Source organism: Hoskinsella mucinilytica (assembly GCF_045223415.1).
Classification (GTDB): Bacteria; Bacillota_I; Bacilli_A; order Erysipelotrichales; family Erysipelotrichaceae; genus Hoskinsella; species Hoskinsella mucinilytica.
In genome coordinates, this window is record NZ_JBEQZJ010000001.1 from 86,153 (window position 1) to 110,862 (window position 24,710).

Genomic DNA, 24,710 nt, shown 5'->3' on the forward strand with positions numbered 1-24,710 from the left:
GGAGCATTTATGAGTATCAAAGTAATCGCAACGGATTTAGATGGAACCTTTTATCATAGAGACTTAAGCTATGATAAAGTACGTTTCTTACGTCTTTATGAGGAAATGAAAAAACAGGGTATTCATTTTGTAGTAGCTAGTGGTAATCAATATTTTCAATTAGTTTCCTTTTTTGAAGAAATGAAGAATGAAATTACGTTTGTATCAGAGAATGGGGCATATATCGTAGATCAAGGTAAGGAAATGTTCTCTGTATCAATTGCCAAGGATACCTATGATCACATTGTGAGCGTATTGAAACAGTATCCTTCTATTATGACCATTATTTGTGGAAAAAACAGTGCGTATGTTTTAGATACCATTTCGGATGAGGATTACAATCTTTATATCGATTATTTTCCGGTAATGAAAAAAGTGAAAAGTTTTGATGAAATTGATGATCAAATTCTGAAATTTGCTTTGGTGGCAACAAAAGATTTCGATGATGTTGTACGTCAGCTTCAAGCGGCAGTAGATGAAAGCATGAGCGTGGTAACCAGTGGTCATGAGTGTATTGATTTGATCGTTAAGGGCGTACATAAAGGAAATGCCTTAAAGAAATTGATGGAGAAATGGAATGTTACATCTGAGGAAGTACTGGCATTTGGTGATGCGGAAAACGATTTGGAGATGTTGAAACTGGCAAAGTATGGCTATGTGATGGAAAACGGAAGTCAAGCAATGTTAGAACAATTTCCTTTACATGCACCACACCATGAATTAGACGGTGTATTGGAAATCATAGAACAATATCTTATGAAATAGAGGTGAAAAGGGCGATGTTTGCTCTTTTTATTTACTGATTTACGCTTTTATATATAGGACTATATTGTGAAAATAGGAAATAGGAGATATTATTATGTGCATTAGAAAACGTAATTATATAGTTTGCTTTTTAGTTTTATGTATTTTGGAAATTGCGTGATATTTTAATTAACCTCATGATATTATATATGCGTTTGCTATGAAAAAGTGGTGGATACAGTGGACTCTAAAGAGTTTCACTTTTCGTGAATTTATAATCATTTTATATCAATAAAAAATGGATACTTAATAGTTAATATCCTTTTGTCAAATTGTATGATATAGTAAAAATGTGCATATAAATATCTCTAATAAACACTATCATTATCTAATAGTTGAAAGAAGGTGAAGGGATGATTACGCAACGGCAGTATCACATCATTAAGTTTTTGTTAGAAATGAAAAAGCCAATTAGCAGTCAAATGATAGCACAAAAAATGGGTGTTTCACAAAGAACAATAAAAACAGAAATCGGCCTAATTAAGGAACAGTGTGAAGATAGTGCATTTCATATCATTTCCAAAAAAGGTACCGGCTATCAAATTATCGTTATAGATAATGAATCAGTGTCATCCATACTAGAAAAATATAGTATCTATGATGAATATAATGTATTTGAAGAAAGAAACAGCATGTTGCAATGTCTACTAATAAAAAGTAATAAGGCAATTCATCTACAAGATTTGGAAGATGAAATGTATTCCAACAGAAATAGTATTTATCAATGTATAAATCATAGTGTTCAAGTATTTTTAGAATATGACTTAGCGTTGAAATCAAGTAATAAAGGTTATTTCTTATATGGCAAAGAGCATAATAAAAGAGTGTTTATTCATAATTTATTAAAACGTAATTATACCTATGTACAAAAAGCATTTCATAACTATAAAGGGAATCCTAAAGAAAAAAAGCAAATCATAGAAGTGGTTATTAATTACCTGCATGAAGAAAAAGAGAAGGCAATATCAAAAGTTTCAGTTGATGAGATTGTGGATTATCTTTATCTCTCCCATATAAGAAATAGAGAAGGTAATGTTCTATCATTTACCTCAAACGATAGAAATTTGATTAGAGAATTTCCAATCACCTATGCAACATCTTCAAAAATAATAAAAGAATTGAAAGAAAAATTTCAAATGCAGTATACAAAAGATGATGTTTTATTTCTTCTGATTTTGTTGATGTCATATCGCTTATCCAACATTAGCTACGCTAAAGAAACTTTGCGTAAAGAATTATATACGATAGCAAATGAATGTTTACATTATGTACAGAAAAGTCTAGGTATACAAGAAGAAGACGCAAATGATACATTAATGAATATCACGTGCTATCTTCGTTCTTTCCAACTTCGTAATTACTATAAGATTATGATCCGCATTGATTATATCTCATATGTTAAGATAAGAAGGAGTTTTTTAGCAGCATTAGATATGGCCTATTATTGTTTGGAATATCTTTATCATACCTATGGCTATATGATAAATGAAGATGAATTATTATATCTTTTACCTTGTTTTGTGACCTATCATAATAGTTTAAAGAAAAAACATAAATTAAATGCTTTAGTCATAACCATATCCGGGGTCATGTTTGGTAATTTAATTAAAGAAAAATTAAAGGATGAATTTGAAGCCTATTTTAATAATATTGATGTAAAAGAATACTATTTGACTACAAAAGATGATTTTTTAGGAATAGATATAATCATTAGTGATTGTTCAACAAAATTATTGAATATAAATAATATACCAATCTGTCAAGTAAGTAGTTTAATGGAAGAACCTAGAGATATAACAACTGTTATGTATTTTCTTATGAGCATGAAACAGATGAAGTTGGTTGATATCTTTTATGAAGAAAATCTATTTTATGGATGGGAAGTAATTGATAGAAATGAAATGTTCCATGGAATTGTAAGCATTATTGGAAAGTTCTATCCATGTATAGATAAATCATTACTTCTTAGGGAATTAGTTCGTAAAGAGTCGGTCATTTCTTATGAGTGTGGCAATAATGTTGCGGTATGCTTTTTATATGATGATATATTTGTGAAAGAGCGATTTATGATCATAGTCAATAAACAGCCATTTTTATGGAAACGCGAAGTAGTACAAGTTGTTTTTGTGTTTTGCCTACGTAAAAATAATTTTTCTAACTATCAGTATTTAACAAGAGAAATTTGTTCATTAATACAAAATTTTGATGCCGTATCAGCTATTGCAAATAACGTAGATTACCATGCAATCTTGAAATTAATTCAAAGTTTTGGCTATTAAGAGATCATTAAAGAGGATGATCTTTTTTTTGTGTGCCAAACATGTTATACAGCTAGGTGGTCAAAGTCTACTGAGAAGGATTACCAGTGCAGATTTTCAGCTATTAACCTCTTTCTGACTCTGTTATCGTTATGAATATTCCTGATGTTTTTTATATGATGAATATTTCAAATGAAGATTCATTTTTACTTCCTTTTCTAAGTGCAATTTAATTCATTGATAATTCTTATAAACAACTTATAATGTGATTAAGGAAATGCATTTCTTGAAATTTAGAAAGGAGAAATTTCATATGAATATCGTTAATGTTAGGGTAGATGATCGATTAGTACATGGTGTTGTTGCGACCACATGGATTCCTAAACTGCAAATCGAACGCGTAATCGTGATAGATAAAGAAAGTGCGGAGAATCCAGTGATGAAGAATATTTTAAGAATGGCAACTCCAACAAATGTTCGATTATCTGTGCTTACGCCTGAAAAAGCAATTTCAAATCTAAAAGTAGATCGTTATGGAATGGAAAGATTGATGATTGTGATCAAAGAATTAGAAGTTTTAATAGAATTATCAAATCATGATATAGCAATCGAAAAATGTACTATGGGAAATTATGGGAATATTAATCGAACCAATGGTATTGCAATAACAAAATATTTAACCGTTGATGAAAGCAGTGCAAAAAAGGTTATTTATCTTCATGACCAGGGATTAAAATTGATTGCTCAATTAGTTCCTGATGATCAACCACAAGATTTTTACCAATTAATGAATGCGAAAATAAAAAAATAGATAAAGAGGAGGTAAGTTATTGTGTTTACATTTATGCAAATATTACTTATAGCAATAATTGTTACTGTAATAGATTATGATGCAACAATTATTCAAATATTTACAAAGGGTCCTGGTTATGTTCTACTAACTGGTTTTTTGACAGGATTAGTTATGGGGGATGTAACTACGGGATTATTGATTGGTGGAACCATGCAGTTAATGAGTTTAGGTTTAGTAGGGGTTGGAGGATCATCTATACCTAATTATGAAGTTGGAGCAGCAGTTGGGACTGCTTTTGCAATAGCGACTGGAAGTGGCTTAGAAACAGCCTTAGTCATTGGTATTCCGACTGCAACATTAGGTGTGCAATTTGATGTGTTAGCTAAAATGATTGGCTCTTTTTGGTTACATCTTGCCCAAAAGGCCATGGATGAAGGTAAATTTAAAAAAGGATATCGTATCATATTCTTTGGGAATTTATTTGGTGGTCGTTCAGCCGTTGGAAATACGTATCCAACATTGCTATTCTTAATTCTAGGATCAGTATTTGTAGAATCTCTAGTGGCAAATATACCAGAATGGCTTACAATTGCGTTAACGACAGTTGGTAATGTTTTACCAGCATTGGGAATGGCACTTTTATTGAAGTTCTTACCAGTAAAAGGGAATCTTCATTATTTGATATTAGGTTTCATTTTAGCGGTTTATTTTGAATTGCCTATTTTACCAATCGCCATTATTGGAGCAATTATTGCTGTTCTTGTATATAAGAATCTACAAAATCAGAATCAAAATCAGTATTCTTTGGAGGGAGGTATTGGAGATGAGTGAAAATAAAATATCTAAACAAAATCTTTGGCAGTTTCATATGCGATATCTAATTGCTTCAGGTGCATGTCAAAATTATGAAAGTATGCAGAGCTGTGGTATTGTTTTTGCAATTGGTCCCTTTTTGGAAAAATTGTATGGAGATGATCCAGAGTTATTAAAGAAAAAATTCAGTACTTATTTTCAATTTTTTAATTGTCAACATTATTTTGGTGGAGCAATCAATGCAGCGGCTTTGGCAATAGAAGAAACAAAGGCAGCTGATGCTAGTGAAATAGCTGCGGCAATGAAAACAAGCATGATGGGACCGTTTGCAGGTATTGGCGATGCGCTATTTAATACACTACCAAAAGTTGTGTTTTCTGCTCTTTCTGCATATGCAGCTATTGAAGGAAGTTTTATGACAGGTGCATTATTATTCTTCATTTGCACACCTCTATTATTTTTTGTAAGGTGGGAAATGGTTAAGATTGGATATTATCAAGGACTTAAATTTATTGGAGAGCGACAAAATCAATTGAATAATTTAAGAACTGCAATATCCGTCATGGGTATTATAGTCGTTGGTGCTATGATTGCGACAAATGTCAAAATAACAACACCACTAAATATTACCATTGGAGAATCCTCTTTGCTTATACAAGATATTTTGGATAAAATTATTCCGAAGATTCTACCAGCACTAGCTGTTCTTATTATATATTTAGGGTTCAATGTCAAGAAAATGAATACTATTAGAATGGTTTGGCTGATAATTTTTGTCACTACTATTCTTTCTGTAATTGGAATCATTGCATAAGGAGAGGATAGAAAAATGGTAAAGGTATCTACATCATGGATTGACGTCACTCCTTCTTACCCTATTCATATACTTGGTCATTCTATGCGCAAAGAAAAAAGTAAAGGCGTACATGATGCTATATTATTCGTTCTTTTATGGATATTTGTAGATGATCGAGAATTCCTTTTTGTCGCAGTGGATCTTTTAGGTGTAGACTATGAATTTACAAATGAAGTAAGAGATAAAATCACTCAAAAAATTAAAATTCAACAAGATCAGATTCATATTAGTGCTACACATACGCACTCAGGACCTCTTATAAATCATCGTGACAGCACAAAGCAATATGATAAGCAGTATCGTAAAACAATTATAGAAAAACTTGTTGAAGAGGCAATACAATCCCATGAAAGGGCGAAACCGGTAGAAAAAATTATCTGTAGTACAGGATTTTCAGAAGGGTATTATGGAAATAGAAATGATAAAAATTGGTTTGGTGACCAACATATAGATTTCCTCAAGTTTATAGATGACAAAGGTAATGTGATAGCAGCATTATTAAATATGGCTTGTCATGCAACTGTCCTAAGTCCTATAGAATATCAACTTAGTGCTGATTTATTAGGAGCGATAAGAAAAAAGGTAAATGATAAATTACAAATTATGCCACTTGTTAATAATGGTGCAGCTGGAGATATGAGCACTAGATTATATAGACAGGGAAATGATTTTTCTGAATTAGAAAGAGTTTCTTCTGGAATTGTAAATCAAATTATGAATTTTAAGAATCAGCAGATATTGTCATTATCAAGTCCAAAGGTTGACACTTTTCAATATATAAGTGAAACTATATTTAATGAAAAAGAAGCAAATGCCACTTTACAAAATTTGAAAAAACAGTTACCGACTACGACAGATTTTGATCAGAGAAAATGGTTATTATCTGAAATTCAAGATTATGAAGAACGTTTACATATGAAAAGAGTAAAGATGATATTTGATACTACAATTATAGATATGGGAGATTTACAAATACTCATATTACCATGTGAACTATCAGCTGCTCTTGGAGCAGAATTGAAAAGTCATTCCAAAGCAAAAATTTGTATGATCTTTGGTTATAGTAATGGGCAGACAACCTATGTCGTTGAAAAAAAGCAGTTTGAAAAAGGATATGGAGGAGCTGTAACAAAGCTTGTTATGGGAAAAGCAGAAAAATATAAAGATATGATCTTACAGCATATGAAAATAAAGGAGGATGAGAATGCGTAAATATTTATTAATAAGTCATGGTAAAATGGCCCAGGGTGTGAGTGAATCTTTAAAAATGTTTTTAGGAGAAAATCATGCATTTAAATATATCTGTGCCTATGTTGAGCATTGTGATCCACAAAAAGAGATACAAAAATTTTTTTCAAAAGTAGAAGAACAAGATGAAGTAGTTGTTTGTACAGATTTATTAGGTGGAAGTGTCAATCAGTTTATGATACCTTACTTAAAGCGGGAGAACACATATATTATAGCTGGATTCAACTTACCCTTATTAATGGAATTGAGTTTTTTACCAGAACCAATGCAAAAGAAAGAACTTAGATTAGTTATTGAAAAAGCACAAAATGCAATTGTATTGGTCAATGATTATGATTTTGAACATAAAAGAAATGAGGGGGATGAATAATAATATAATATATTCGTTGAGTTTTTTGATCACAAAAGGAAATATCCTATTTCTAAATATTTCATCATATAAAAATCTGATGTCAATTAGTTCTTTGTAAAGAAGGATGTATGATCATCAGTTTTTTTATACAAAATTGGCAGGTATTCTCGAATTTATTAGCATGTTCTTTTAAATTTCTTATGTATATATAGGTTTTTTTAAGAAATTTCAAGAAAATTTAGGATTTTTACCTTCTTTTTACGTAATAGATATATAAGGAGGTGAAAAAATGAAATGTCTTAGATGTGGAAACAGTGATCCTATCTATTTTTATCAAGATAAGGATACATGGTATTGTAGAAAATGTATCGCTTTTGGAAGAGTGAATGTAAATGAACTGCCGCCTAAAAAACAATATCAAAGAAAACGGCATACTTGTCACCCACAATTAAAGTATCCTCTCACACCAGCTCAGAAAAAAGCCAGCGATTTGTTGATGTACCATTTATCCTGTCATGAAGATTGCTTAACGTTCGCATGTTGCGGGGCGGGCAAGACTGAAATTGTAATGGAAGCCATTGCGAGTTATTTAAACCAAGGAAAAAAAGTTGGCTTTGCGATTGCGAGAAGACAAGTGGTCTTAGAGATTGCACAACGTATGAAAGAAGCTTTTCCAAGCTTACAAATTGTTGCGGTATGCGAGGGATATACCGATATCGTGGACGGCGATTTGATCATTTGTACCATGCATCAGTTATACCGGTATCATCAGACCTTTGATTTGCTAATCATGGATGAAGTCGATGCTTTTCCATACAGAGGGAACCAGATACTGAAGGCGATAGCGATGCATGCTTGTGTTGGAGAAAAAATCTATCTGACTGCAACACCGGATGATGAAATGAAAGAAGAGGTGAAAAAAGGGAACCTAAAGTTGATCGAGTTATTTCAACGCCCACATGGATATCCTTTGATCGTGCCAGAAGTGAAGCGTGGATTTGTTTGGATGCAAATGCTATACCTATTATGTTTTCTACATAAACAAAGAAAAGAAGGAATACAAACATTGGTTTTCGTACCTACCATAGCGATGGCCAATCGCATGCAACGTTGGTTACATATCAGATTTCGCTGTGCTGCCTTCACCTCTAAGACAGAAAACAAAGAACAACTGATCGAACAATTTCATCAGAAAGCTTATGAATTTTTGATAGCGACAACCGTATTGGAACGAGGTATCACCATCAAAGGTATTTATGTAGTGATTTTGTTTGCGGATCATCCCGTATTCAATGAAGCCAGTTTGATTCAGATGATCGGACGTGTCGGTAGAAATATTGATATGCCAACTGGAAAAGGACTGTTTCTTTGTAAAAGGGATACCAAAGATATCAAACAATGCATTGCATCCTTAAAAAAGATGAATGAAAGTGGTGGATAAGGGAGGAAAGAGAATGAAGCATGATCGATGTCTGAATTGTTTTGGTAATATTGAACAAGAAATAAGCTGGAAAGATTGGTGGAAACAGGATGCCTTACTTTGTGGTCAGTGTAAAAAGCAATTAAAACGTATTGATTTAGATACGCAACTCAATGGTATACCACTTCATATCATATATGAATATAATGAAGCATTAGAAAGCATGCTATTTCAATTTAAGGAAGGAAGAGATATCGCATTGGCCCCTGTCTTTCTATATGAAGAACGTAAAAAACTCATCGACAGATATCGACACTATCATATCGTGTTGTTACCGAGTAGTGAGGAGAAACGAAAAGAGCGAGGCTTTCAACCTGTAAAAGAAATGCTGCGTAATGTTTCCATACCGACATTACAACCTTTCTATAAACTGAATAACCATAAACAATCCTTACAAAACTTTGAAAACCGTAAGCTAATCAATCAAGTGATTCAGCGAGATCCTGCGATTCCATTACCCCAAACCCCCTTATTACTATTCGATGATGTATGTACGAGCGGTTCTTCTTTGAAAAGAGCATATGAACTGATTCAAGAGCATACATATAAAATAGAGGCATTTGTATTATGTGCACATCCTTTGTTTGTCGAATCCTGCGATAAAAAAGATTTGCGACATTGCGATTGTTTCTCTATACTTGAACACGTAGCAAGAAATGGAAGGTGAAGTAACAATGAAAGGTAAAGTAAAATGGTTCAACACAGAAAAGGGGTATGGTTTTATCTCAACAGAAGAGGGAAAGGACATTTTTGTTCATTACTCCCATATTCTTCAAGATGGCTATAAATCTTTAGAAGAAGGCCAGCAGGTGAACTTTGATATTGTAGAGGTAGACAAAGGACTGCAGGCTAGAAACGTAGAAAAGTGCTAAGGAAAAGAAGGCATTTCGTTTGAAACGGCAAATGAAATGCCTTTCTTCTATAGCTGTAAGCCTTTACATATACAAAAATGTCTTAAGAATTCCAAATATTACCATATAGTGGTTGCGGCATCGGTTCCATTCAGTTATAATGCTACCGTGCTAGAAAGCACACGAGGAGGGTTACGATGAAAAAGCTAGCATTACTATTAGATTCCGCTGGTGATTTTCGTTTCCAGACAGAAGAAAGTGATCATGTTTACTTTTTAAAAACGAGAAGAGCTAAGGAATTAGAAACGACTATTGACTCTTTATTGGATACATATGAAGAAGTTATCGCTTTAACAAACAATCAGGAATATCATGATGCGAATAAGCATATGGTTAATGCCTTTAATGGAAGATTCATGATCTTGAATCTTGATGATGAAGAAGAAATCCATGATGCATTACTTGATATGGGCAACTATGCACAAAGAGAAGAAATACCAGAACGATCTATGATCTTGCATGTTGTAAAAAAACAAGCGGAAAGAGCACAAGCATAATCGAAACCACAATTAGTGTAAGGTAGCTAATTGTGGTTTTTCTTTATTATTTTGTGGAAAAGTGAACATGTTTGTTTCGTTATGAAAAACAAAGAAAATTATTTGTACACTATGAAAAAACATTTCAGAAAAAATCATGTAAATTGAGTTAAGAAAGCAGAAATCTAATTGATTTTTAGAGAAAAAATGTCTATAATGTTGATATGCATTTGATTAGCATAGAAAGGTATAGGGTTTATTAAGCAATGCAAGGAAAAGTTAAAATGTTCAACCAGGAAAAAGGATACGGATTCATCACTTTAGAAGATGGAAAAGATGTATTCTTCCACTATTCACAATTAAAGATGGATGGTTTCAAAACAATCGATAATGATGCTCAGGTTGAGTTTGAGGTTGTGGAAACAGATAGAGGTTTACAGGCACACGATATCGTAAAACTTTAAGAATCTGAAAAAACGGGCGATTGCCTGTTTTTTTTGGTTTGATAGTTTATCCATTTGTGATACAATGTTAGGGTATTATAAGCTTTCTATATATAGCGATTAGAAAAAATGAAGATACATGGAGGATATTTATGGCAAATGTGTTTGAACGCATGTTCAGCGGTGAAAAGAAAATACTGCATAATTTAGAGAAGACAGCCGATGCGGTGATTGCTCTTGCACAACGCATGGAGGCAATGAGTGATGATGAATTAAAGGGCCAGACGCAGGTATTTAGAGATCGTCTTGCGAATGGAGAAACCCTAGAGGATATTAAGGTAGAGGCTTTTGCGGTCGCAAGAGAAGCGGCAAAGCGTACGATCGGAGAATACCCATATAAGGTACAGATCATGGGTGCAGCAGCAATGCATGGTGGAGACATCGCAGAAATGAAGACCGGTGAAGGTAAGACCTTGACCTCTACGATGTGTGTATACTTAAATGCTTTAGAAGGAAAAGGTGTACATGTGGTTACTGTCAATGATTATTTGGCAGGACGTGATGCGGAATGGATGGGTCAGATCTATCGTTTCCTTGGTTTAAGTGTTGGGGTGAATTCCAGACCTTTGACACCAAGTGAGAAACGTGCTGCTTATGAATGTGATATTACTTATACGACCAATGCAGAATTAGGTTTTGATTATCTACGTGACAACATGGTAACAAAAATTCAGGATCGTGTACTTCGTGGATTGCATGTCGCAATCGTCGATGAGGTCGATTCTATTTTGGTCGATGAATCAAGAACACCACTTATCATTTCCGGTGGCGCAAAGAAAACAGCAAATCTATATCTTCAAGCAGATGCATTTGCGAAATCTTTAAAAGGCGATGATTATGAAATAGATGAAAAAACCAGACAGATCATGTTGACGGAAAAAGGTGTAACAACAGCGGAACGTCGTTTTAAGATCAAGAACTTATATGATATTGAGCATACGCAATTGGTACATCATATTACACAGGCTTTAAAAGCAAATTACATCATGAAGAATGAAGTAGAATATGTGGTTCAAGATGATGAAATCGTTATCGTTGATCAGTTTACAGGACGTACGATGCCAGGACGTGCATATTCAGATGGACTACACCAGGCAATTGAAGCCAAAGAAGGGGTATCCATCAAAGAAGAAACGAGTACACTTGCTACGATTACTTACCAGAACTTCTTCCGTTTATACGATAAATTGGCAGGTATGACCGGTACTGCTAAGACCGAAGAAGAAGAATTCTTAGATATTTATAATATGCGTGTTATCGTGATTCCTACGAATCGACCAGTAGCACGTCTTGATTATCCGGATGCTATTTTCGGAAATGAACGTTTAAAATTCAATGCTTTGGTAGAAGAAGTAAAAGAGTTATATCAAAAAGGACAACCGGTTTTGGTTGGTACGATTTCTGTAGAGAAAAGTGAACTTGTACACCAGATGTTGGTCAAAGCACATATTCCACATGAAGTATTGAATGCGAAAAACCATGCAAGAGAAGCAGATATCATCGCAAAAGCAGGACGTCCAAAATCAGTAACCATTGCGACCAATATGGCAGGACGTGGTACCGATATTAAGTTAACAGAAGAATCAAAGGCATTGGGTGGACTTGCAGTATTAGGTAGTGAGCGTCATGAATCAAGACGTATCGATAATCAGTTACGTGGACGTAGTGGACGTCAGGGAGACCCTGGTTTCTCACGTTTCTATGTTTCCTTAAAAGATGAATTGATGATACGATTTGGTGGAGAAAAGTTGGAAAAACTATTTGATACCCTTGGAGATCAGCAGATCGAATCAAAGATGGTCACAAAATCAATTTCTCAAGCGCAAAAACGTGTTGAGGGATATAACTTTGATGTACGTAAGCAATTGTTGGATTATGATGATGTTTTACGTAAACAACGTGAAATCATGTATGAACAAAGAAACTATGTTTTGGAAAATGAAGATGTTCATGGTGTCGTACATGATATGATCGATCGTGTGATTCAAGATGTAGTTGCGGCCAATGTCGATCATAACAAGCGTGATGATAATGTAGATTATGCAGGTGTCATTCAAGGTTTGGAACTGCTTGGCTTGGAACAAGTGGATAATGTAACGATAGAAGAAATTCGTGGTAAGAGCCAAGATGATACAGCAAAATTATGTTCCGATAAGGTTTGGTCTTTATATGATGGTAAGGTAGCCGATATTCGTGAACAATTTACACCATTTGAAAGAACCATTGTGTTACGTAATATGGATCGTAACTGGATCGAACATATTGATATGATGGATAAATTAAGAAACGGTATTCATTTACGTTCTTATGCACAAAACAATCCACTTCAAGCATATATTGAAGAAGGATATCAAATGTTTGAAGAAATGATGAGCAGAATAGCAAGAGAGGTTGTATTCTTTGCGTTAAAGGTTCAAGTACAGCGTCAGAATGCATAAGAGGTACGATCAATGGAACTATATGAAATCAGACAAGGGGTGAATACTCATCAGGAGAAGTTGACTTCTCTTGGTGAGTCACTTTGACTTAGCAGAAAAAAAACATAAAATTATGGAGCTTGATAGCCGGACTTTGGAAGAAGGTTTTTGGAATGACCCTGATCATGCACAAGGTGTCATTCGCCAATTAAACGGCTTGAAAGATGTGGTAGAGGCATATGAAAAGCTACAGCATGCATTGACCTCACTTCAAGAAACCGGAGAGCTTTTGAAAACAGATTTTGATGCAGAAATTTTTGAATTGTACGAAATGGAATATCAAGAAATGGTACCTTTGTTTGAAGACTTTGAAATCAAGGTACTGTTATCGCATGAGTATGATCATTCCAGTGCCATTCTTGAGCTACATCCTGGAGCCGGAGGAACAGAGTCCTGTGATTGGGCAGAAATGCTGTATCGTATGTATTCCAGATGGGCAGAGAAAAAAGGCTTTAAGGTCAGTGTCTTAGACTATTTACCAGGAGATGAAGCAGGTATCAAATCCGTTACTTTTTTGGTTGAAGGTGATATGGCATATGGCTATTTAAAAGCAGAAAAAGGTGTACATCGTCTGGTACGTATCTCCCCATTTGATGCAGGTGGAAGAAGACATACATCTTTTGCGTCATTAGATGTGATGCCACAATTTAACGATGAAATCGAAATCGATATCAAACCGGATGATCTGATCGTAGAAACCAAAAGGGCAAGTGGTGCAGGAGGACAGCATATCAATAAAACAGATAGTGCGGTTCGTATGGTGCATAAACCTACCGGATTGGTAGCGACATGTCAGAATGGACGTAGTCAACATGAAAATCGTGAAGAAGCCTTACGTGTTTTGAAAAGTAGATTATACCAAAAGCTGATAGAAGAACAAGAAGCAAAACTTGCGGAAATCAAAGGAGAACAAAAAGCCAATGAATGGGGTTCCCAGATCAGAAGTTATGTGTTCCATCCTTATAGTATGGTAAAAGATCATCGTACGAATTATGAAACCAATGATGTTCAAGGTGTCATGGATGGTGATTTAGATGCATTCATTTTCGCATATCTAAAAACATTAGTATAAATTCACATAGGACCATATAACCGAATTAGGAATATGGTCCTTTTTTCTGTAACCTTGTTATAAAAGCCCTAATGGAATAATGGATCATATGATATTTCTTATCAGTGTGAATTGAAATTCATTAGCGACGTAAGTGTCTTAAAGTAAGCGCTTTACATAAAAGGCGAAGTGTACTATTATATATAAAATAATACTTTGATTTTCACTGCATAAGACATATCATAAAAATCTTTGACATAATATGATACTTTGTTTCAATGGCATGATAACTATTGTTTCTGGAACAAATGAATACTAATTGATGTTAATAATTTTTAAAAAGATTTTTCAATAAAAGGAGGGAAAGTAATCAAAAAGATTACAGAAAAAAATGAAAAAAATAATATGTGTAACGTTATCGTTGCTGTATATGAGTGCAATATACAGCTTGAAACGGGCAATCAATGTCAAATGTATGCGTTCGGTTTATTTTGTAAGTGAAATTATATTAATTTCATTGCTAGTGGGTGGTTGTTCAAAAAACATAGAATCTAGTAGAAAGGATAATTGTCATTGTTCGTTTAAAGAGTATACAAATATAATTTCGCAATATAAAAATAATGATGAAGCAGATGGTGGCTATAAACCGGTAATATTCTATAATGATAAGTTGTATTGGTTAGATACTGAAAAAAATGAAAGATTGGCAATCCCTGAGAATTTTGACTTTATTGGCAAATTAGAATGTGTTACTTCTGATCCATATACACTTCCTAATAAACAGCTCGAGTCAAATCAAGAATGGGGAACAGAAGTGTATGCAGATAAAAATGGAAAATTCTTGTATTGCCATAATAACGGTTATATTTCTAAATTTATTAGGGAAGATTTGATACATGAATAATTAAAAGAATGCCATATTTATGAAGTTCTTGAAAAAGGCAAATGTGTGGATCATTATCATGACAATAAATACCCCTGTATCAACAAAAATGAAGTAAGTAGCTTCCAATTTTGTGATACAGGGGTTTTGTGATAATCGTATGATTGAAAAAAAGTTTAAATTTATAAATTAGATAATTTATGGCAATATGTAGAATCGTTACGTTACAAAGATATCAAACGATTGCTTCTTTCTGCCAAGATTCTTGATGTTGAATTTAAGTCGATTCCTTCATGATGTGCTTTTATATAGGATCACATAAAAGATAAAAACGTGTTATAATAAGCAATGGTAGTCATAAGTCAGGAGCTAAAGAATATGTCAGAGAATATGAAAGAAAATGTGATATCCATTATCACAATTATGTTGGGGAATTTTATCATAGCAGCAGGGGTAGCATTGTTTATATTTCCACTCAATATTTTAAGTGGAGGCGTTGCGGGTATTGCGGTTGCCTTACAACCTGTGTTTCATTTAGATAAAACGTTGGTCGTAAATGTATTGACGATAGGATTATATCTTGTCGGAGCAGTGACATTAGGCAAGAAATTTGCGTTGAAAACAATTGCCAGTACCTTTGTTTATCCGTTTTTTATCACTTTTTTAACTACAATGTTACAAGATGTACATATCACTGAAAATGCTTTACTGGGATCACTTTACGGTGGTATTTGCATCGGTATCGGAATCGGTTTGGTTTATCGAGTTGGGGGTAGTACAGGAGGAATGGACATACCTCCATTGGTAATCAACAAATATACAGGAATACCATTACCTACCTTAGTTATGTGCATTGATGGATTAACTGTGATCTTAGGCGCAAGTGTTTATGGTGTAGAAGCTGCAATGATAGGATTGATTTCAGTGTGGATCTGTGGAAAAATGATCGATAAAGTGATTACACTAGGTGGTCACGATGCCAAACAAGTTATGATCATTACAGAAAAACGACAAGAAATGATTGAAGCGATCTTTAAAGAAATCGATCGAGGTGTAACGGTTTTACATGCACATGGAGCATATACCAATACAGAAAAACCTGTCATCATGGTGGTCGTATATAAAAAGCAATATGCGGCATTGAATCATGTCGTAACAATGATCGATCCGGAAGCCTTTATGGTAGTAAGTAACGTCAACGAAGTACAAGGAGAAGGGTTTACCTATCAACAAGAAATGTAAAGAAAAGATTGATATCTTCGTTAAGAAAGAGAAGAATCGATCTTTTTTTCTATCCCATGAAATTGTAAGAATTTACTAACATATTCTCATGTAGATATGAGAATTTTTATGTTATAATGGAATGCATAAGGAGTGATGACATGATCCTTTTAAAAAACGTATCAAAATCATATAAAAACGGTGTAAAAGCGCTGAGAGATATCAATCTTGAAATTGAAGAAGGCGAATTTGTTTATATTATCGGACCTACCGGATGTGGGAAGTCTACCTTGATCAAAATCTTAGATGGAGAGGAAATACCTGATCATGGCGAGGTATGGGTTGCGAATACCAACGTGGGAAAATTAAAACATTCACGTGTTCCTGTTTATCGAAGAAATATCGGTGTCGTATTTCAAGATTTTAGATTATTACCAACAATGACAGTATTTGAAAACATTGCATTTGCGTTAGAAGTATTGGCATTAGATAAAGTAACCATTCGCAGACGTGTTAGAGAAGTATTACAACTGGTATCTTTAGAAGATAAAGCAAAAGCATTTCCAAGAGAATTGAGTGGTGGACAACAGCAAAGAGCTACCATTGGAAGAGCAATTGCCAATCATCCTAAGGTATTGATTGCGGATGAACCAACAGGAAATCTTGATCCTGAAATGTCAAAAGAAATCATCGAATTACTGGAAAAAATCAATGAAGTAGAACATACAACGGTTGTCATGGTAACTCATGATTCATCCTTAGTAAATACTTATAAAAAAAGAACGGTAGCCTTAGATGCAGGCTTTATCGTAAGTGATCTGGCGAAAGGCGGATATCGTCAGCATGATTAACTTTATGAAGCAAATTCCACATCATTTTATTTCCGCATTAAAGGGATTGGGCAGACATTTTGCGATGACCTTTTCCAGTGCTTCTGCGGTCATGGTGACGCTGATTTTAATTGCAATGTTTGTTTTGATCACCGGTAATATGAATCAATTTGCGTTACATGTGGAAGGCAGTTTAAAAATTCATGCAAGTATTGATTCTATCCAGACAGAAAAAGATATTGAAAAGATGCAGAAAGACATTAAGGCAATTCAAGGAGTAAAAGCGATCGAGTATTCCAGTAGTGAAGACGAGTTGGCATCTTTAATTGATGATAATGGTTCCGTATTTACAAGATATAAAGATCGTAATCCTATGCCTGCGGCCTTTGTTGTAGAAGTGAATCAAGCAAGTGATATTCCAACCATCACAAAGAAGTTAAATGATATGGATGGTATTGAATTAGCACAATATGGTGGAGAACAGATCGATGATATGATCAAAATATTCGAAGCATTAAGGATCGGTGGTTCTATCTTTGTGCTTGTGCTATCGTTGTTGGCGATTTTCTTAATCAGCAATACGATCAAAATGACCATTTATACAAGAAATACAGAAATCTCAATTATGCGAAATGTAGGAGCTACCAATGGATATATCAAAACACCATTTATGTTTGAAGGTATGTTGATTGGAATGATAGGAGCATTGATTCCTATTCTTCTTACATGTGTGGGCTATTCTGTTTTGTATCGATCCATGAATGGGATGTTCTTGAGTAATATGTTTGTGTTACAGAAACCATTTCCATTCTTGTTATACATTTCGCTCATGCTTTTTGCATGTGGCGCAATTGTAGGTGTATTGGGAAGTTTTTTTGCGGTAACGAAATATTTGAGGTGGCGAAGATGAAAAAAGTAAACATAGTGATGGCAGCCTCCTTGCTTTGTATGAGCGTATTGGCTGCGCCGGGATCAACTCTATATGCAGAAGATTTTAGTGATGAGGAATATTGGTTGAGTAAATGTTCGGTTGCTCAAGAGACTACTCAAGAAGCACAACGTTGTGCTTCCTTTAAAGAGTATTATGCCGGAAAAAGTGGAGAGTTAGAAGATGACATCAATAACTTGAATAAGCAGATTTCCAGTATACAAGGCAATATCGATAAGATACAATCAACGATCAATCAGCAAGATGAATTAATTAAAAAAATAGATAAACAAATTAGTTTGAATGAAGCGAATTTAAGAACCATCCAAGCTGAAATCGAAAAGCTAGCCGTTGAAATCAAACAAAAAACAAGTGATATTGAAAAGCGAAATAAGATCATTACAGAACGTATGTTAGAAGGTCAAGCTTCTATCGGTACGAATACCAATATTGAAATATTAATGGGCGCAAGCGATCTGATCGATTTGATTCGTAAGGCAGAAGGCTTACAAAAGATTACCGAAAGTGATCAAAAAGAGATCGATAAGCTAAAAGAAGAAAAGGCGAAGCTTGATTTAGCAAAAGAAGAACAAGATCGTTTGAAGCAGGATGAAGAGGAAAACAAGAAACAAAATGAATCTGATAAGGCATCTGCAGAAGAAATCCGAAAGAAGAAACAAGATCTATTGAATCAATATCAAAAGGAAGAAGCAGATCTGAATCAAAAGATGCGTAGTGTCAAAGCAAATTTAAGTGAATTACAAGGTAATATCATTAATATCAACACATCTGTTGCCTCTCATTTGGATTTCAGTGGAAATGGTACGATGACATCACCAATCAAAGCAAGTAGATCTGCCGGTACTTGGTATTATGATGGTGGCGGAGTCCATTTGGGAATGGATTTTGCAGCAGGTGTTGGTACACCGATTTATGCTCCAAATGACGGTATCATTTTATATGCAAATAATCCTGTTGGTACCTATGATGGATTCCTCGGTAATTGGGTCGGATGGCCATTAGGTGGAGGAAATACCATTATGTTTTTGACGCAAGTAGGATCTACGACTTATGCGGTTAGTTTTGCTCATATGGCTCAAGAAAACTTTATGGTCAGTGCAGGTCAGCAAGTCAGCAAAGGGCAACAGTTAGGCTGCGTTGGTGCAAGTGGTAATGTCACCGGGCCACATTCTCATGTGGAAGTATTCAATCTAGGCTCCATGAGCATGTCTTCTGCAATCAGTTATTTCCAATCCAATGCGGATTTTGCATGGGGAACCGGCTGGGGTAGCAGTGCCTTGTCTAGAATCTGTAGCGCAAGTGGTGCTACGCCATGTAGAGAAAGACCGGAAGAGATTTTCGGGTATTAATTCATCATCATAAACGATGAATTATATGATATAATAGCGGAAGTTAGGAGTGATGGTATGATTCTTTTAGAAAATGTTTCAAAAGAATACAAAAACGGTGTGCATGCACTTAGAGATATCAACCTGGCAATTGATGATGGAGAATTTGTCTATATCATAGGTCCCACAGGTTCAGGAAAATCAACATTGATCAAAGTGTTAGATGGAGAAGAAATACCGACAAGTGGTGTTGTAATGGTGGAAAATATCAATGTTGGAAAACTGAAGCACTCCAAAGTTCCTGTTTATCGTCGAAATATCGGCGTGGTGTTTCAAGACTATCGTTTGTTACCACGACTGACAATTTTTGAAAATATTGCATTCGCTTTGGAAGTCATTGGAATGAACAAGGTCGATATCCGAAGAAGGGTACGAGAAGTCTTAGAACTTGTTTCTTTAGAAGATAAGGCAAAATCATTTCCAAATGAATTAAGTGGAGGACAACAACAAAGAGCAACCATAGGTAGAGCAATTGCCAATCATCCTAAAGTTTTGATTGCGGATGAACCTACGGGAAATCTTGATCCTGAGAAAAGTGCGGAAATCATGGAATTACTTGAAAAAATAAATGAAGTAGAGCATACGACAATTGTTATGGTTACCCATGACTCTACCATCGTTGATCGTTTCAAAAAACGTACCATATGTCTAGAAGAAGGCTATGTTGTCGCAGATATTATGAAGGGGGGATATCTGAAACATGATTAAATTTTTTAAGTCGCTACCAAAGCACATCAAAACTGCATTTCTAAGTATCTTCCGTCACTTGGCAATGTCCTTAAGTGCATCCAGTGCAGTTACGGTAACCTTGATTTTGTTCGCCGCTTTCTTATTGATTGCCGGAAATGTTGGACAGTTTACCGATAACGTTGCTCAAGATTTACAAATACATACAACGTTGAATGTTAAGCTCACAAGGAATGAGGATATTGAAAAGGTACAGAAAAATATCGAAGCGATATCCGGTGTGAAAAAAGTATCTTTATCTGATCCTGATCAAGAGTTGGAGTTATATATCAAAGAAATGGGTGAAGAATTCGCCATGTATCGTGGTGATGAGAATCCAATGTCTTATGCATTCTTTGTATCTGTAAAAGACGCAAACAAGATTAAGGAAGTCAACGAACAAATAAGAAAAATAGAAGGTGTCAGAGCATCGGAATATGGTGGTACCAGTGTTTCTCAGATGGTTCAAATGTTGAATAAGATCAGAACAGGCGGTTTGATTTTCGTTGTATTATTAAGTGCACTGGCAATATTCCTGATCTCTAATGCAATTAAAATGACCATTTACGCAAGAAATAATGAGATTTCTATTATGCGTAATGTAGGGGCTGCCAATTGGTATATCAAGGTTCCATTTATGATTGAAGGAATGTTGATTGGTCTTCTAGGTGCTATCATTCCTTGTTTGATTGCCTACTTTGGTTATTCCTATCTCTATGATATGATGGGAGGACAAATCGTAAATAGTATGTTTGGATTATTGCCGGTAAATCCATTCGGATTACAGGTTTGTGGATTGTTATTGATAAGTGGTATGGCAGTAGGTTTAGTAGGAAGCTTCTTCTCAACGACCAAATACCTTCACTGGAAGAGATAATATTCCTCTTTATCCTAACAAACATATGTAATAGTATTTAAAGTTTGACACTTTAAAATCGAAAAAGCATCGAATAACCTTTATATATTAGGTTATTCGATGCTTTTATTATTTGAAAGAATGTTGTATGTGATTGTGATTTAATCTTGTAAGTATAAAGAATTCATGAAGGATACCATTTGTTAATGAATAACGATAGATGTATTTAAAAAGGATAATGAATTTATATGTATGAAACAAGATAATTATGTATAGTATTTTACCATAAATTGCTAAAATTTCTTGAAAAAGTTATTCATATGTAGTAGAATGAATTCGTATAGATAGAAATGGGCATGCTATGTTTATTTTAGTATAGGTTATGAAATAGATAGATTTTCTTAGAAAATCGTCTTTTTTTTTATTTAAATAGCCTTTTTTCACCCATTTATTGGAAATTTTTCACAAAAAATGAGTATCTCAAAAATCATACATTTATAAACATTTTTAGCATATAGGAATAGAAAGAGGGAATCAGATGGAAGAAATGATAGAAGAACATACCGTTGCTTCTGATGAAATAGAAATAGATCTTCGTGCCTTAATGTTAAGATTTAAACATTATTGGTGGGTGATTATGGTAAGTATCATCATTGGTGTTCTACTTGCCGGAATCTATGGATTCGGATTTGTCAAACCAAAATATCAATCGTCTTCATTGATTTATATTCGAGGTAGCTCTACTTCAAAGATTACTTCATTACAGGATTTACAGCTAGGTGCTGAATTGACAAAAGATTATGAAGTCATTTATAAAAGTAGACCAGTATTAGAAAAGGTAATCAAAGAGTTAAAATTAGATATGACGGTTACTGAATTAGGTAGTTTGATTAGCTTCAGTAATCCAACGGATACTCGAATCTTAAAAGTCGTAGTAACAGATGTTGATGCTAAAAGAGCAAAAGACATTACAAACAGCGTAGTAAAATATGGTACATCTGAGGTAAAGGAAATCGATGCCAAAGAACCATATATGATAGAAAAGGCAATTGTTAATGAGGATAAGGTAAGCCCATCTTATAAGATGTATCTTATGATTGGTGGGTTGCTTGGCTTGTTGTTGAGTGCAGGTACGATTACCTTGTTGTTTATTCTTAATGATCGTATTTCATCAGTTGAGGATGTTGAGCGATATCTTGAATTGCCGGTTTTGTGTATCGTTTCAGAAAGTGCTATTTTAACAACAAATGAAAAAGCATCTAGAAAAAGGAAGCGGGAGGCACACACATGATAGGTACGGTTGATATTCAATATCTTGAAGTAGAACATGCGCTTGCGGAAGCATATAAATCCTTACGTACAAATCTTCTATATACGGAGAATGTACATGTGATTGCGGTAACAAGCTCTGTTGCTGGAGAAGGTAAATCAAATACATCATTTCAACTTGCGAAAAGTTTTGCGGAACTTGGCAAAAAAACGATCTTAATAGATTGCGATATGCGAAAAGCATATATGAAACGATTTTTGAAAGTACGTACTAAGGTCAATGGTCTAAGTGAATTATTGAGTGGTCAAATTGATGATGCTTTATATGAAACAGATACAGATAACTTATCCATTATCTTTAGTGGAAAGAGTCCTGTGAATCCATCTGAATTGTTGTCTTCTGAAACGTTTGCTAAATTTATTAAGAAGCTAAGAGCAAATTATGATTACATTATTTTAGATACTCCACCTGTTAGTATTGGTGCTGATACATCAATAATTGGTCGAGTTGTCGATGGTGTTGTGTTGGTCGTTAGAAACGATTATGTAAAGAAAATCGTAGTACAGCGTTCCAAACAGGATATCATTAGGAATGGTGGTAAATTGCTTGGTGTGGTATTAAATAGAGTAAATAAATATCAGGACGATTATTACTACGGCTACTATGGCACATATGAATAAAAAAATCAGCATTGCGATTGTGGTTATTCTGTTGGGATTAACATCGGGTATCTTGGTCATGATGAAGAAAAATCAAGAGACGAAGGTTAGTGCTACTACAGAGGAACAACACGATTATCATCAAGTTGAAGTAAATGGAAAAAGCTATGAATACAATAGCAGTTTGGTTGGTATCCTACTATTAGGTGTGGATTCCAGTGATACTAAAAATCTGGGTCAAGCAGACTTTATATCACTTCTATTGATGGATCGTGAAAAAGAGACCATGAAATTATTATCCATATCAAGAGATACGATGACCCAAATACAGTTGAAGGATGCCTCAGGTAATGATTTAGGATGGGATACACAGCATCTAGCATTATCTTATGCATATGGTTCTTCAGAAGAAAATGGTAGTATGTTAACAATGTCAGCTGTTTCAAAGCTGTTGAATGATATACCGGTGATTAATTTTGTGACAGCTGATGTCTCAACGATTGCTTCTTTCCAAAATATTGTCGGTAATTTAAACGTAGTTGTTCCTGATGATTCCTTATCATATCTTAATATGGGATGGGATGAAGGAAAAGAAATTACTTTAACAGCAGATACTGCAGAGAAATTTCTAAGATCTAGAAATACGAATGTGGCATATTCAAGTGAAATGCGACGCATGCGACAAAAAGCATATATGGATGCATATATAAAAAAGCTGAAATCTATGTTAACAGCAGATTTTCAAACCACAGTCAAAAAGATGGCGAGTGTGTATGATCAAGTGACAACAAATCTGTCATTAAATGAATTGGATGCTTATGCAGAAATGGTAATGACATATGATTTTGACACAAATGGTTTCTACAACCTGACAGGTAAAGAGAAACAAGGCGATTTTCATGATGAATATTGGATCGATGAAAGCGCAAAGAATGATCTGATACTTAGGTTGTTTTATAAAGAAAGGTAAAGGTGAAAAGTATGAAGAAAAGTTTCAAAATTATGGCGGCAGCTGCTATGGCTTTTGCATTAAGTCTTGGTAGCATCTCAGCATTAGGAAGTGTAACAAAAAACGGAGCTGTGTCTGATGAGATTATCATCGATGGCAAAAAAGTCGAAAAGGATAGCGTAAAGGCTGGCTTCAAAACCACATTCGATAAAACGGTAGTTTCTGCTGCAGTAGTAACAGAAATCGAACAGTTGAATGAAAATCCTACAAAGCTATTGGAAGTATTAAACAATGAAAAGGTAAATCTTCCAGCAGGTGATGGTGTCAAGATGGAGCATGTCGCAATGCTAACTAGCATTCAGAATCTTGAATTGATTGACCAAACTACAGGAGAACCAATCAAAGATGCTAAAAATGTCACTATGACATGGGAAGTTCCAAATCTAACAACAAATGCCGGTGTTATCAGAATTCTTCACTATAGTACTGTACGTAATGTTTGGGAATTATTGATTCCAGATGCTGTTGATTATAGCACTAAATCAGTAACAGTAACATTCCCAGATTTATCTCCAGTTGCTGTCGTTTATGTACCAAAAGATAAAGTATCTGAAATCGGTAATATCAAGGATTATGGTAATGGATCAAAACCAAACGATATTATCAAAGGAACTGCAGAAGTAGTAGAAACAAAGAATAACTCAATTTATTATATGTCAGGATTAGTAATTTTGGCAGGTGCTGCTGTTTATTTGTTTAAAAGAAAAGCAAACGCATAACAGTATCGTAAAAGAGTAAGAATGAAACACATCTTAAATAAAATGAGATGTGTTTTTTTATTTTAGAAGGAAATATCTGTTATACTATATGTAACTTGATATGCGATTTTTGCAGGTAGGAACATAAAAGCTATACGAA

Annotated in this window: 25 protein-coding genes; all 25 read left to right on the forward strand. The window is 34.4% G+C overall.

Annotated elements, in window-relative coordinates; all coding sequences use genetic code 11:
* Positions 1-9 precede the first annotated feature (9 nt).
* A complete protein-coding gene (locus tag UGRO018_RS00390) occupies positions 10-804 on the forward strand; it encodes a Cof-type HAD-IIB family hydrolase (RefSeq protein WP_416324466.1) in 795 nt (264 codons plus the stop codon).
* Positions 805-1,196: 392 nt separating this feature from the next.
* Positions 1,197-3,122, forward strand: coding sequence for a BglG family transcription antiterminator (locus UGRO018_RS00395; protein ID WP_416324467.1), 1,926 nt, complete (start codon positions 1,197-1,199; stop codon positions 3,120-3,122).
* Positions 3,123-3,414: 292 nt separating this feature from the next.
* On the forward strand, positions 3,415-3,912 hold the full coding sequence (locus tag UGRO018_RS00400) for a PTS sugar transporter subunit IIB (protein ID WP_416324468.1): 498 nt from the start codon (positions 3,415-3,417) through the stop codon (positions 3,910-3,912).
* Positions 3,913-3,933: 21 nt separating this feature from the next.
* Positions 3,934-4,725, forward strand: a complete 792-nt coding sequence (locus UGRO018_RS00405; protein ID WP_416324469.1) for a PTS mannose/fructose/sorbose/N-acetylgalactosamine transporter subunit IIC — start codon at positions 3,934-3,936, stop codon at positions 4,723-4,725.
* Positions 4,718-5,521 carry a PTS system mannose/fructose/sorbose family transporter subunit IID gene (locus UGRO018_RS00410; RefSeq protein WP_416324470.1) on the forward strand — a complete coding sequence of 268 codons (804 nt, stop codon included), beginning with the start codon at positions 4,718-4,720 and terminating at the stop codon, positions 5,519-5,521. Before UGRO018_RS00405 ends, UGRO018_RS00410 begins: the two co-directional genes overlap by 8 nt.
* A 15-nt stretch (positions 5,522-5,536) precedes the next feature.
* Positions 5,537-6,775 carry a neutral/alkaline non-lysosomal ceramidase N-terminal domain-containing protein gene (locus UGRO018_RS00415; RefSeq protein ID WP_416324471.1) on the forward strand — a complete coding sequence of 413 codons (1,239 nt, stop codon included), beginning with the start codon at positions 5,537-5,539 and terminating at the stop codon, positions 6,773-6,775.
* The gene (locus UGRO018_RS00420; RefSeq protein WP_416324472.1) at positions 6,768-7,181 is read left to right on the forward strand and encodes a PTS sugar transporter subunit IIA; all 414 of its coding nucleotides are present in this window, start codon (positions 6,768-6,770) and stop codon (positions 7,179-7,181) included. The genes UGRO018_RS00415 and UGRO018_RS00420 overlap by 8 nt, the downstream gene beginning before the upstream one ends.
* Positions 7,182-7,452: 271 nt before the next feature.
* Entirely contained in the window at positions 7,453-8,604 is a 1,152-nt protein-coding gene (locus UGRO018_RS00425) for a helicase-related protein (protein ID WP_416324473.1), read from the forward strand.
* Positions 8,605-8,617: 13 nt separating this feature from the next.
* A complete protein-coding gene (locus UGRO018_RS00430) occupies positions 8,618-9,310 on the forward strand; it encodes a ComF family protein (RefSeq protein WP_416324474.1) in 693 nt (230 codons plus the stop codon).
* Positions 9,311-9,317: 7 nt separating this feature from the next.
* Positions 9,318-9,515, forward strand: a complete 198-nt coding sequence (locus UGRO018_RS00435) for a cold-shock protein (protein WP_416324475.1) — start codon at positions 9,318-9,320, stop codon at positions 9,513-9,515.
* A gap of 176 nt (positions 9,516-9,691) precedes the next feature.
* On the forward strand, positions 9,692-10,051 hold the full coding sequence (locus tag UGRO018_RS00440) for a hypothetical protein (RefSeq protein ID WP_416324476.1): 360 nt from the start codon (positions 9,692-9,694) through the stop codon (positions 10,049-10,051).
* Between the two features lie 245 nt (positions 10,052-10,296).
* The gene (locus tag UGRO018_RS00445) at positions 10,297-10,494 is read left to right on the forward strand and encodes a cold-shock protein (protein ID WP_416324477.1); all 198 of its coding nucleotides are present in this window, start codon (positions 10,297-10,299) and stop codon (positions 10,492-10,494) included.
* Positions 10,495-10,625: 131 nt separating this feature from the next.
* The gene (gene secA, locus UGRO018_RS00450) at positions 10,626-12,971 is read left to right on the forward strand and encodes a preprotein translocase subunit SecA (RefSeq protein ID WP_416324478.1); all 2,346 of its coding nucleotides are present in this window, start codon (positions 10,626-10,628) and stop codon (positions 12,969-12,971) included.
* Positions 12,972-12,983: 12 nt separating this feature from the next.
* A protein-coding gene (gene prfB / locus UGRO018_RS00455; RefSeq protein ID WP_416324479.1) for a peptide chain release factor 2 occupies positions 12,984-14,082 on the forward strand; the annotation gives its coding sequence in 2 pieces (ribosomal slippage) (positions 12,984-13,055 and positions 13,057-14,082; 1,098 coding nt in all).
* Positions 14,083-14,452: 370 nt separating this feature from the next.
* Positions 14,453-14,965, forward strand: a complete 513-nt coding sequence (locus tag UGRO018_RS00460) for a hypothetical protein (protein ID WP_416324480.1) — start codon at positions 14,453-14,455, stop codon at positions 14,963-14,965.
* Between the two features lie 357 nt (positions 14,966-15,322).
* Positions 15,323-16,186, forward strand: coding sequence for a YitT family protein (locus tag UGRO018_RS00465; protein WP_416324481.1), 864 nt, complete (start codon positions 15,323-15,325; stop codon positions 16,184-16,186).
* Positions 16,187-16,326: 140 nt separating this feature from the next.
* Positions 16,327-17,016, forward strand: coding sequence for a cell division ATP-binding protein FtsE (gene ftsE / locus UGRO018_RS00470; RefSeq protein WP_416324482.1), 690 nt, complete (start codon positions 16,327-16,329; stop codon positions 17,014-17,016).
* 4 nt (positions 17,017-17,020) lie between these two features.
* Positions 17,021-17,905 (forward strand): permease-like cell division protein FtsX, encoded by an 885-nt coding sequence (gene ftsX, locus UGRO018_RS00475; RefSeq protein ID WP_416324483.1) that lies wholly within the window; start codon positions 17,021-17,023, stop codon positions 17,903-17,905.
* Positions 17,902-19,293: a murein hydrolase activator EnvC family protein gene (locus UGRO018_RS00480; RefSeq protein ID WP_416324484.1), complete on the forward strand. Its 1,392-nt coding sequence runs from the start codon at positions 17,902-17,904 to the stop codon at positions 19,291-19,293. Before ftsX (UGRO018_RS00475) ends, UGRO018_RS00480 begins: the two co-directional genes overlap by 4 nt.
* Before the next feature lie 57 nt (positions 19,294-19,350).
* Positions 19,351-20,040 carry a cell division ATP-binding protein FtsE gene (ftsE, locus tag UGRO018_RS00485; protein ID WP_416324485.1) on the forward strand — a complete coding sequence of 230 codons (690 nt, stop codon included), beginning with the start codon at positions 19,351-19,353 and terminating at the stop codon, positions 20,038-20,040.
* A complete protein-coding gene (gene ftsX, locus UGRO018_RS00490) occupies positions 20,033-20,935 on the forward strand; it encodes a permease-like cell division protein FtsX (RefSeq protein WP_416324486.1) in 903 nt (300 codons plus the stop codon). The genes ftsE (UGRO018_RS00485) and ftsX (UGRO018_RS00490) overlap by 8 nt, the downstream gene beginning before the upstream one ends.
* Positions 20,936-21,452: 517 nt before the next feature.
* On the forward strand, positions 21,453-22,205 hold the full coding sequence (locus UGRO018_RS00495; protein ID WP_416324487.1) for a YveK family protein: 753 nt from the start codon (positions 21,453-21,455) through the stop codon (positions 22,203-22,205).
* On the forward strand, positions 22,202-22,864 hold the full coding sequence (locus UGRO018_RS00500; protein ID WP_416324488.1) for a CpsD/CapB family tyrosine-protein kinase: 663 nt from the start codon (positions 22,202-22,204) through the stop codon (positions 22,862-22,864). Before UGRO018_RS00495 ends, UGRO018_RS00500 begins: the two co-directional genes overlap by 4 nt.
* Positions 22,857-23,813, forward strand: a complete 957-nt coding sequence (locus UGRO018_RS00505) for an LCP family protein (RefSeq protein WP_416324489.1) — start codon at positions 22,857-22,859, stop codon at positions 23,811-23,813. Before UGRO018_RS00500 ends, UGRO018_RS00505 begins: the two co-directional genes overlap by 8 nt.
* Positions 23,814-23,824: 11 nt before the next feature.
* Positions 23,825-24,571 carry an LPXTG cell wall anchor domain-containing protein gene (locus UGRO018_RS00510; RefSeq protein WP_416324490.1) on the forward strand — a complete coding sequence of 249 codons (747 nt, stop codon included), beginning with the start codon at positions 23,825-23,827 and terminating at the stop codon, positions 24,569-24,571.
* Positions 24,572-24,710: the final 139 nt, after the last annotated feature.

Coding starts and splice junctions, on each gene's coding strand:
- UGRO018_RS00390 (WP_416324466.1), top strand. CDS start 10: ATGAGTATCAAAGTAATCGCAACGGATTTAGATGGAACCTTTTATCAT.
- UGRO018_RS00395 (WP_416324467.1), top strand. CDS start 1,197: ATGATTACGCAACGGCAGTATCACATCATTAAGTTTTTGTTAGAAATG.
- UGRO018_RS00400 (WP_416324468.1), top strand. CDS start 3,415: ATGAATATCGTTAATGTTAGGGTAGATGATCGATTAGTACATGGTGTT.
- UGRO018_RS00410 (WP_416324470.1), top strand. CDS start 4,718: ATGAGTGAAAATAAAATATCTAAACAAAATCTTTGGCAGTTTCATATG.
- UGRO018_RS00415 (WP_416324471.1), top strand. CDS start 5,537: ATGGTAAAGGTATCTACATCATGGATTGACGTCACTCCTTCTTACCCT.
- UGRO018_RS00420 (WP_416324472.1), top strand. CDS start 6,768: ATGCGTAAATATTTATTAATAAGTCATGGTAAAATGGCCCAGGGTGTG.
- UGRO018_RS00425 (WP_416324473.1), top strand. CDS start 7,453: ATGAAATGTCTTAGATGTGGAAACAGTGATCCTATCTATTTTTATCAA.
- UGRO018_RS00430 (WP_416324474.1), top strand. CDS start 8,618: ATGAAGCATGATCGATGTCTGAATTGTTTTGGTAATATTGAACAAGAA.
- UGRO018_RS00435 (WP_416324475.1), top strand. CDS start 9,318: ATGAAAGGTAAAGTAAAATGGTTCAACACAGAAAAGGGGTATGGTTTT.
- UGRO018_RS00440 (WP_416324476.1), top strand. CDS start 9,692: ATGAAAAAGCTAGCATTACTATTAGATTCCGCTGGTGATTTTCGTTTC.
- UGRO018_RS00445 (WP_416324477.1), top strand. CDS start 10,297: ATGCAAGGAAAAGTTAAAATGTTCAACCAGGAAAAAGGATACGGATTC.
- secA (WP_416324478.1), top strand. CDS start 10,626: ATGGCAAATGTGTTTGAACGCATGTTCAGCGGTGAAAAGAAAATACTG.
- UGRO018_RS00460 (WP_416324480.1), top strand. CDS start 14,453: ATGAAAAAAATAATATGTGTAACGTTATCGTTGCTGTATATGAGTGCA.
- UGRO018_RS00465 (WP_416324481.1), top strand. CDS start 15,323: ATGTCAGAGAATATGAAAGAAAATGTGATATCCATTATCACAATTATG.
- ftsE (WP_416324482.1), top strand. CDS start 16,327: ATGATCCTTTTAAAAAACGTATCAAAATCATATAAAAACGGTGTAAAA.
- ftsX (WP_416324483.1), top strand. CDS start 17,021: ATGAAGCAAATTCCACATCATTTTATTTCCGCATTAAAGGGATTGGGC.
- UGRO018_RS00480 (WP_416324484.1), top strand. CDS start 17,902: ATGAAAAAAGTAAACATAGTGATGGCAGCCTCCTTGCTTTGTATGAGC.
- ftsE (WP_416324485.1), top strand. CDS start 19,351: ATGATTCTTTTAGAAAATGTTTCAAAAGAATACAAAAACGGTGTGCAT.
- ftsX (WP_416324486.1), top strand. CDS start 20,033: ATGATTAAATTTTTTAAGTCGCTACCAAAGCACATCAAAACTGCATTT.
- UGRO018_RS00495 (WP_416324487.1), top strand. CDS start 21,453: ATGGAAGAAATGATAGAAGAACATACCGTTGCTTCTGATGAAATAGAA.
- UGRO018_RS00500 (WP_416324488.1), top strand. CDS start 22,202: ATGATAGGTACGGTTGATATTCAATATCTTGAAGTAGAACATGCGCTT.
- UGRO018_RS00505 (WP_416324489.1), top strand. CDS start 22,857: ATGAATAAAAAAATCAGCATTGCGATTGTGGTTATTCTGTTGGGATTA.
- UGRO018_RS00510 (WP_416324490.1), top strand. CDS start 23,825: ATGAAGAAAAGTTTCAAAATTATGGCGGCAGCTGCTATGGCTTTTGCA.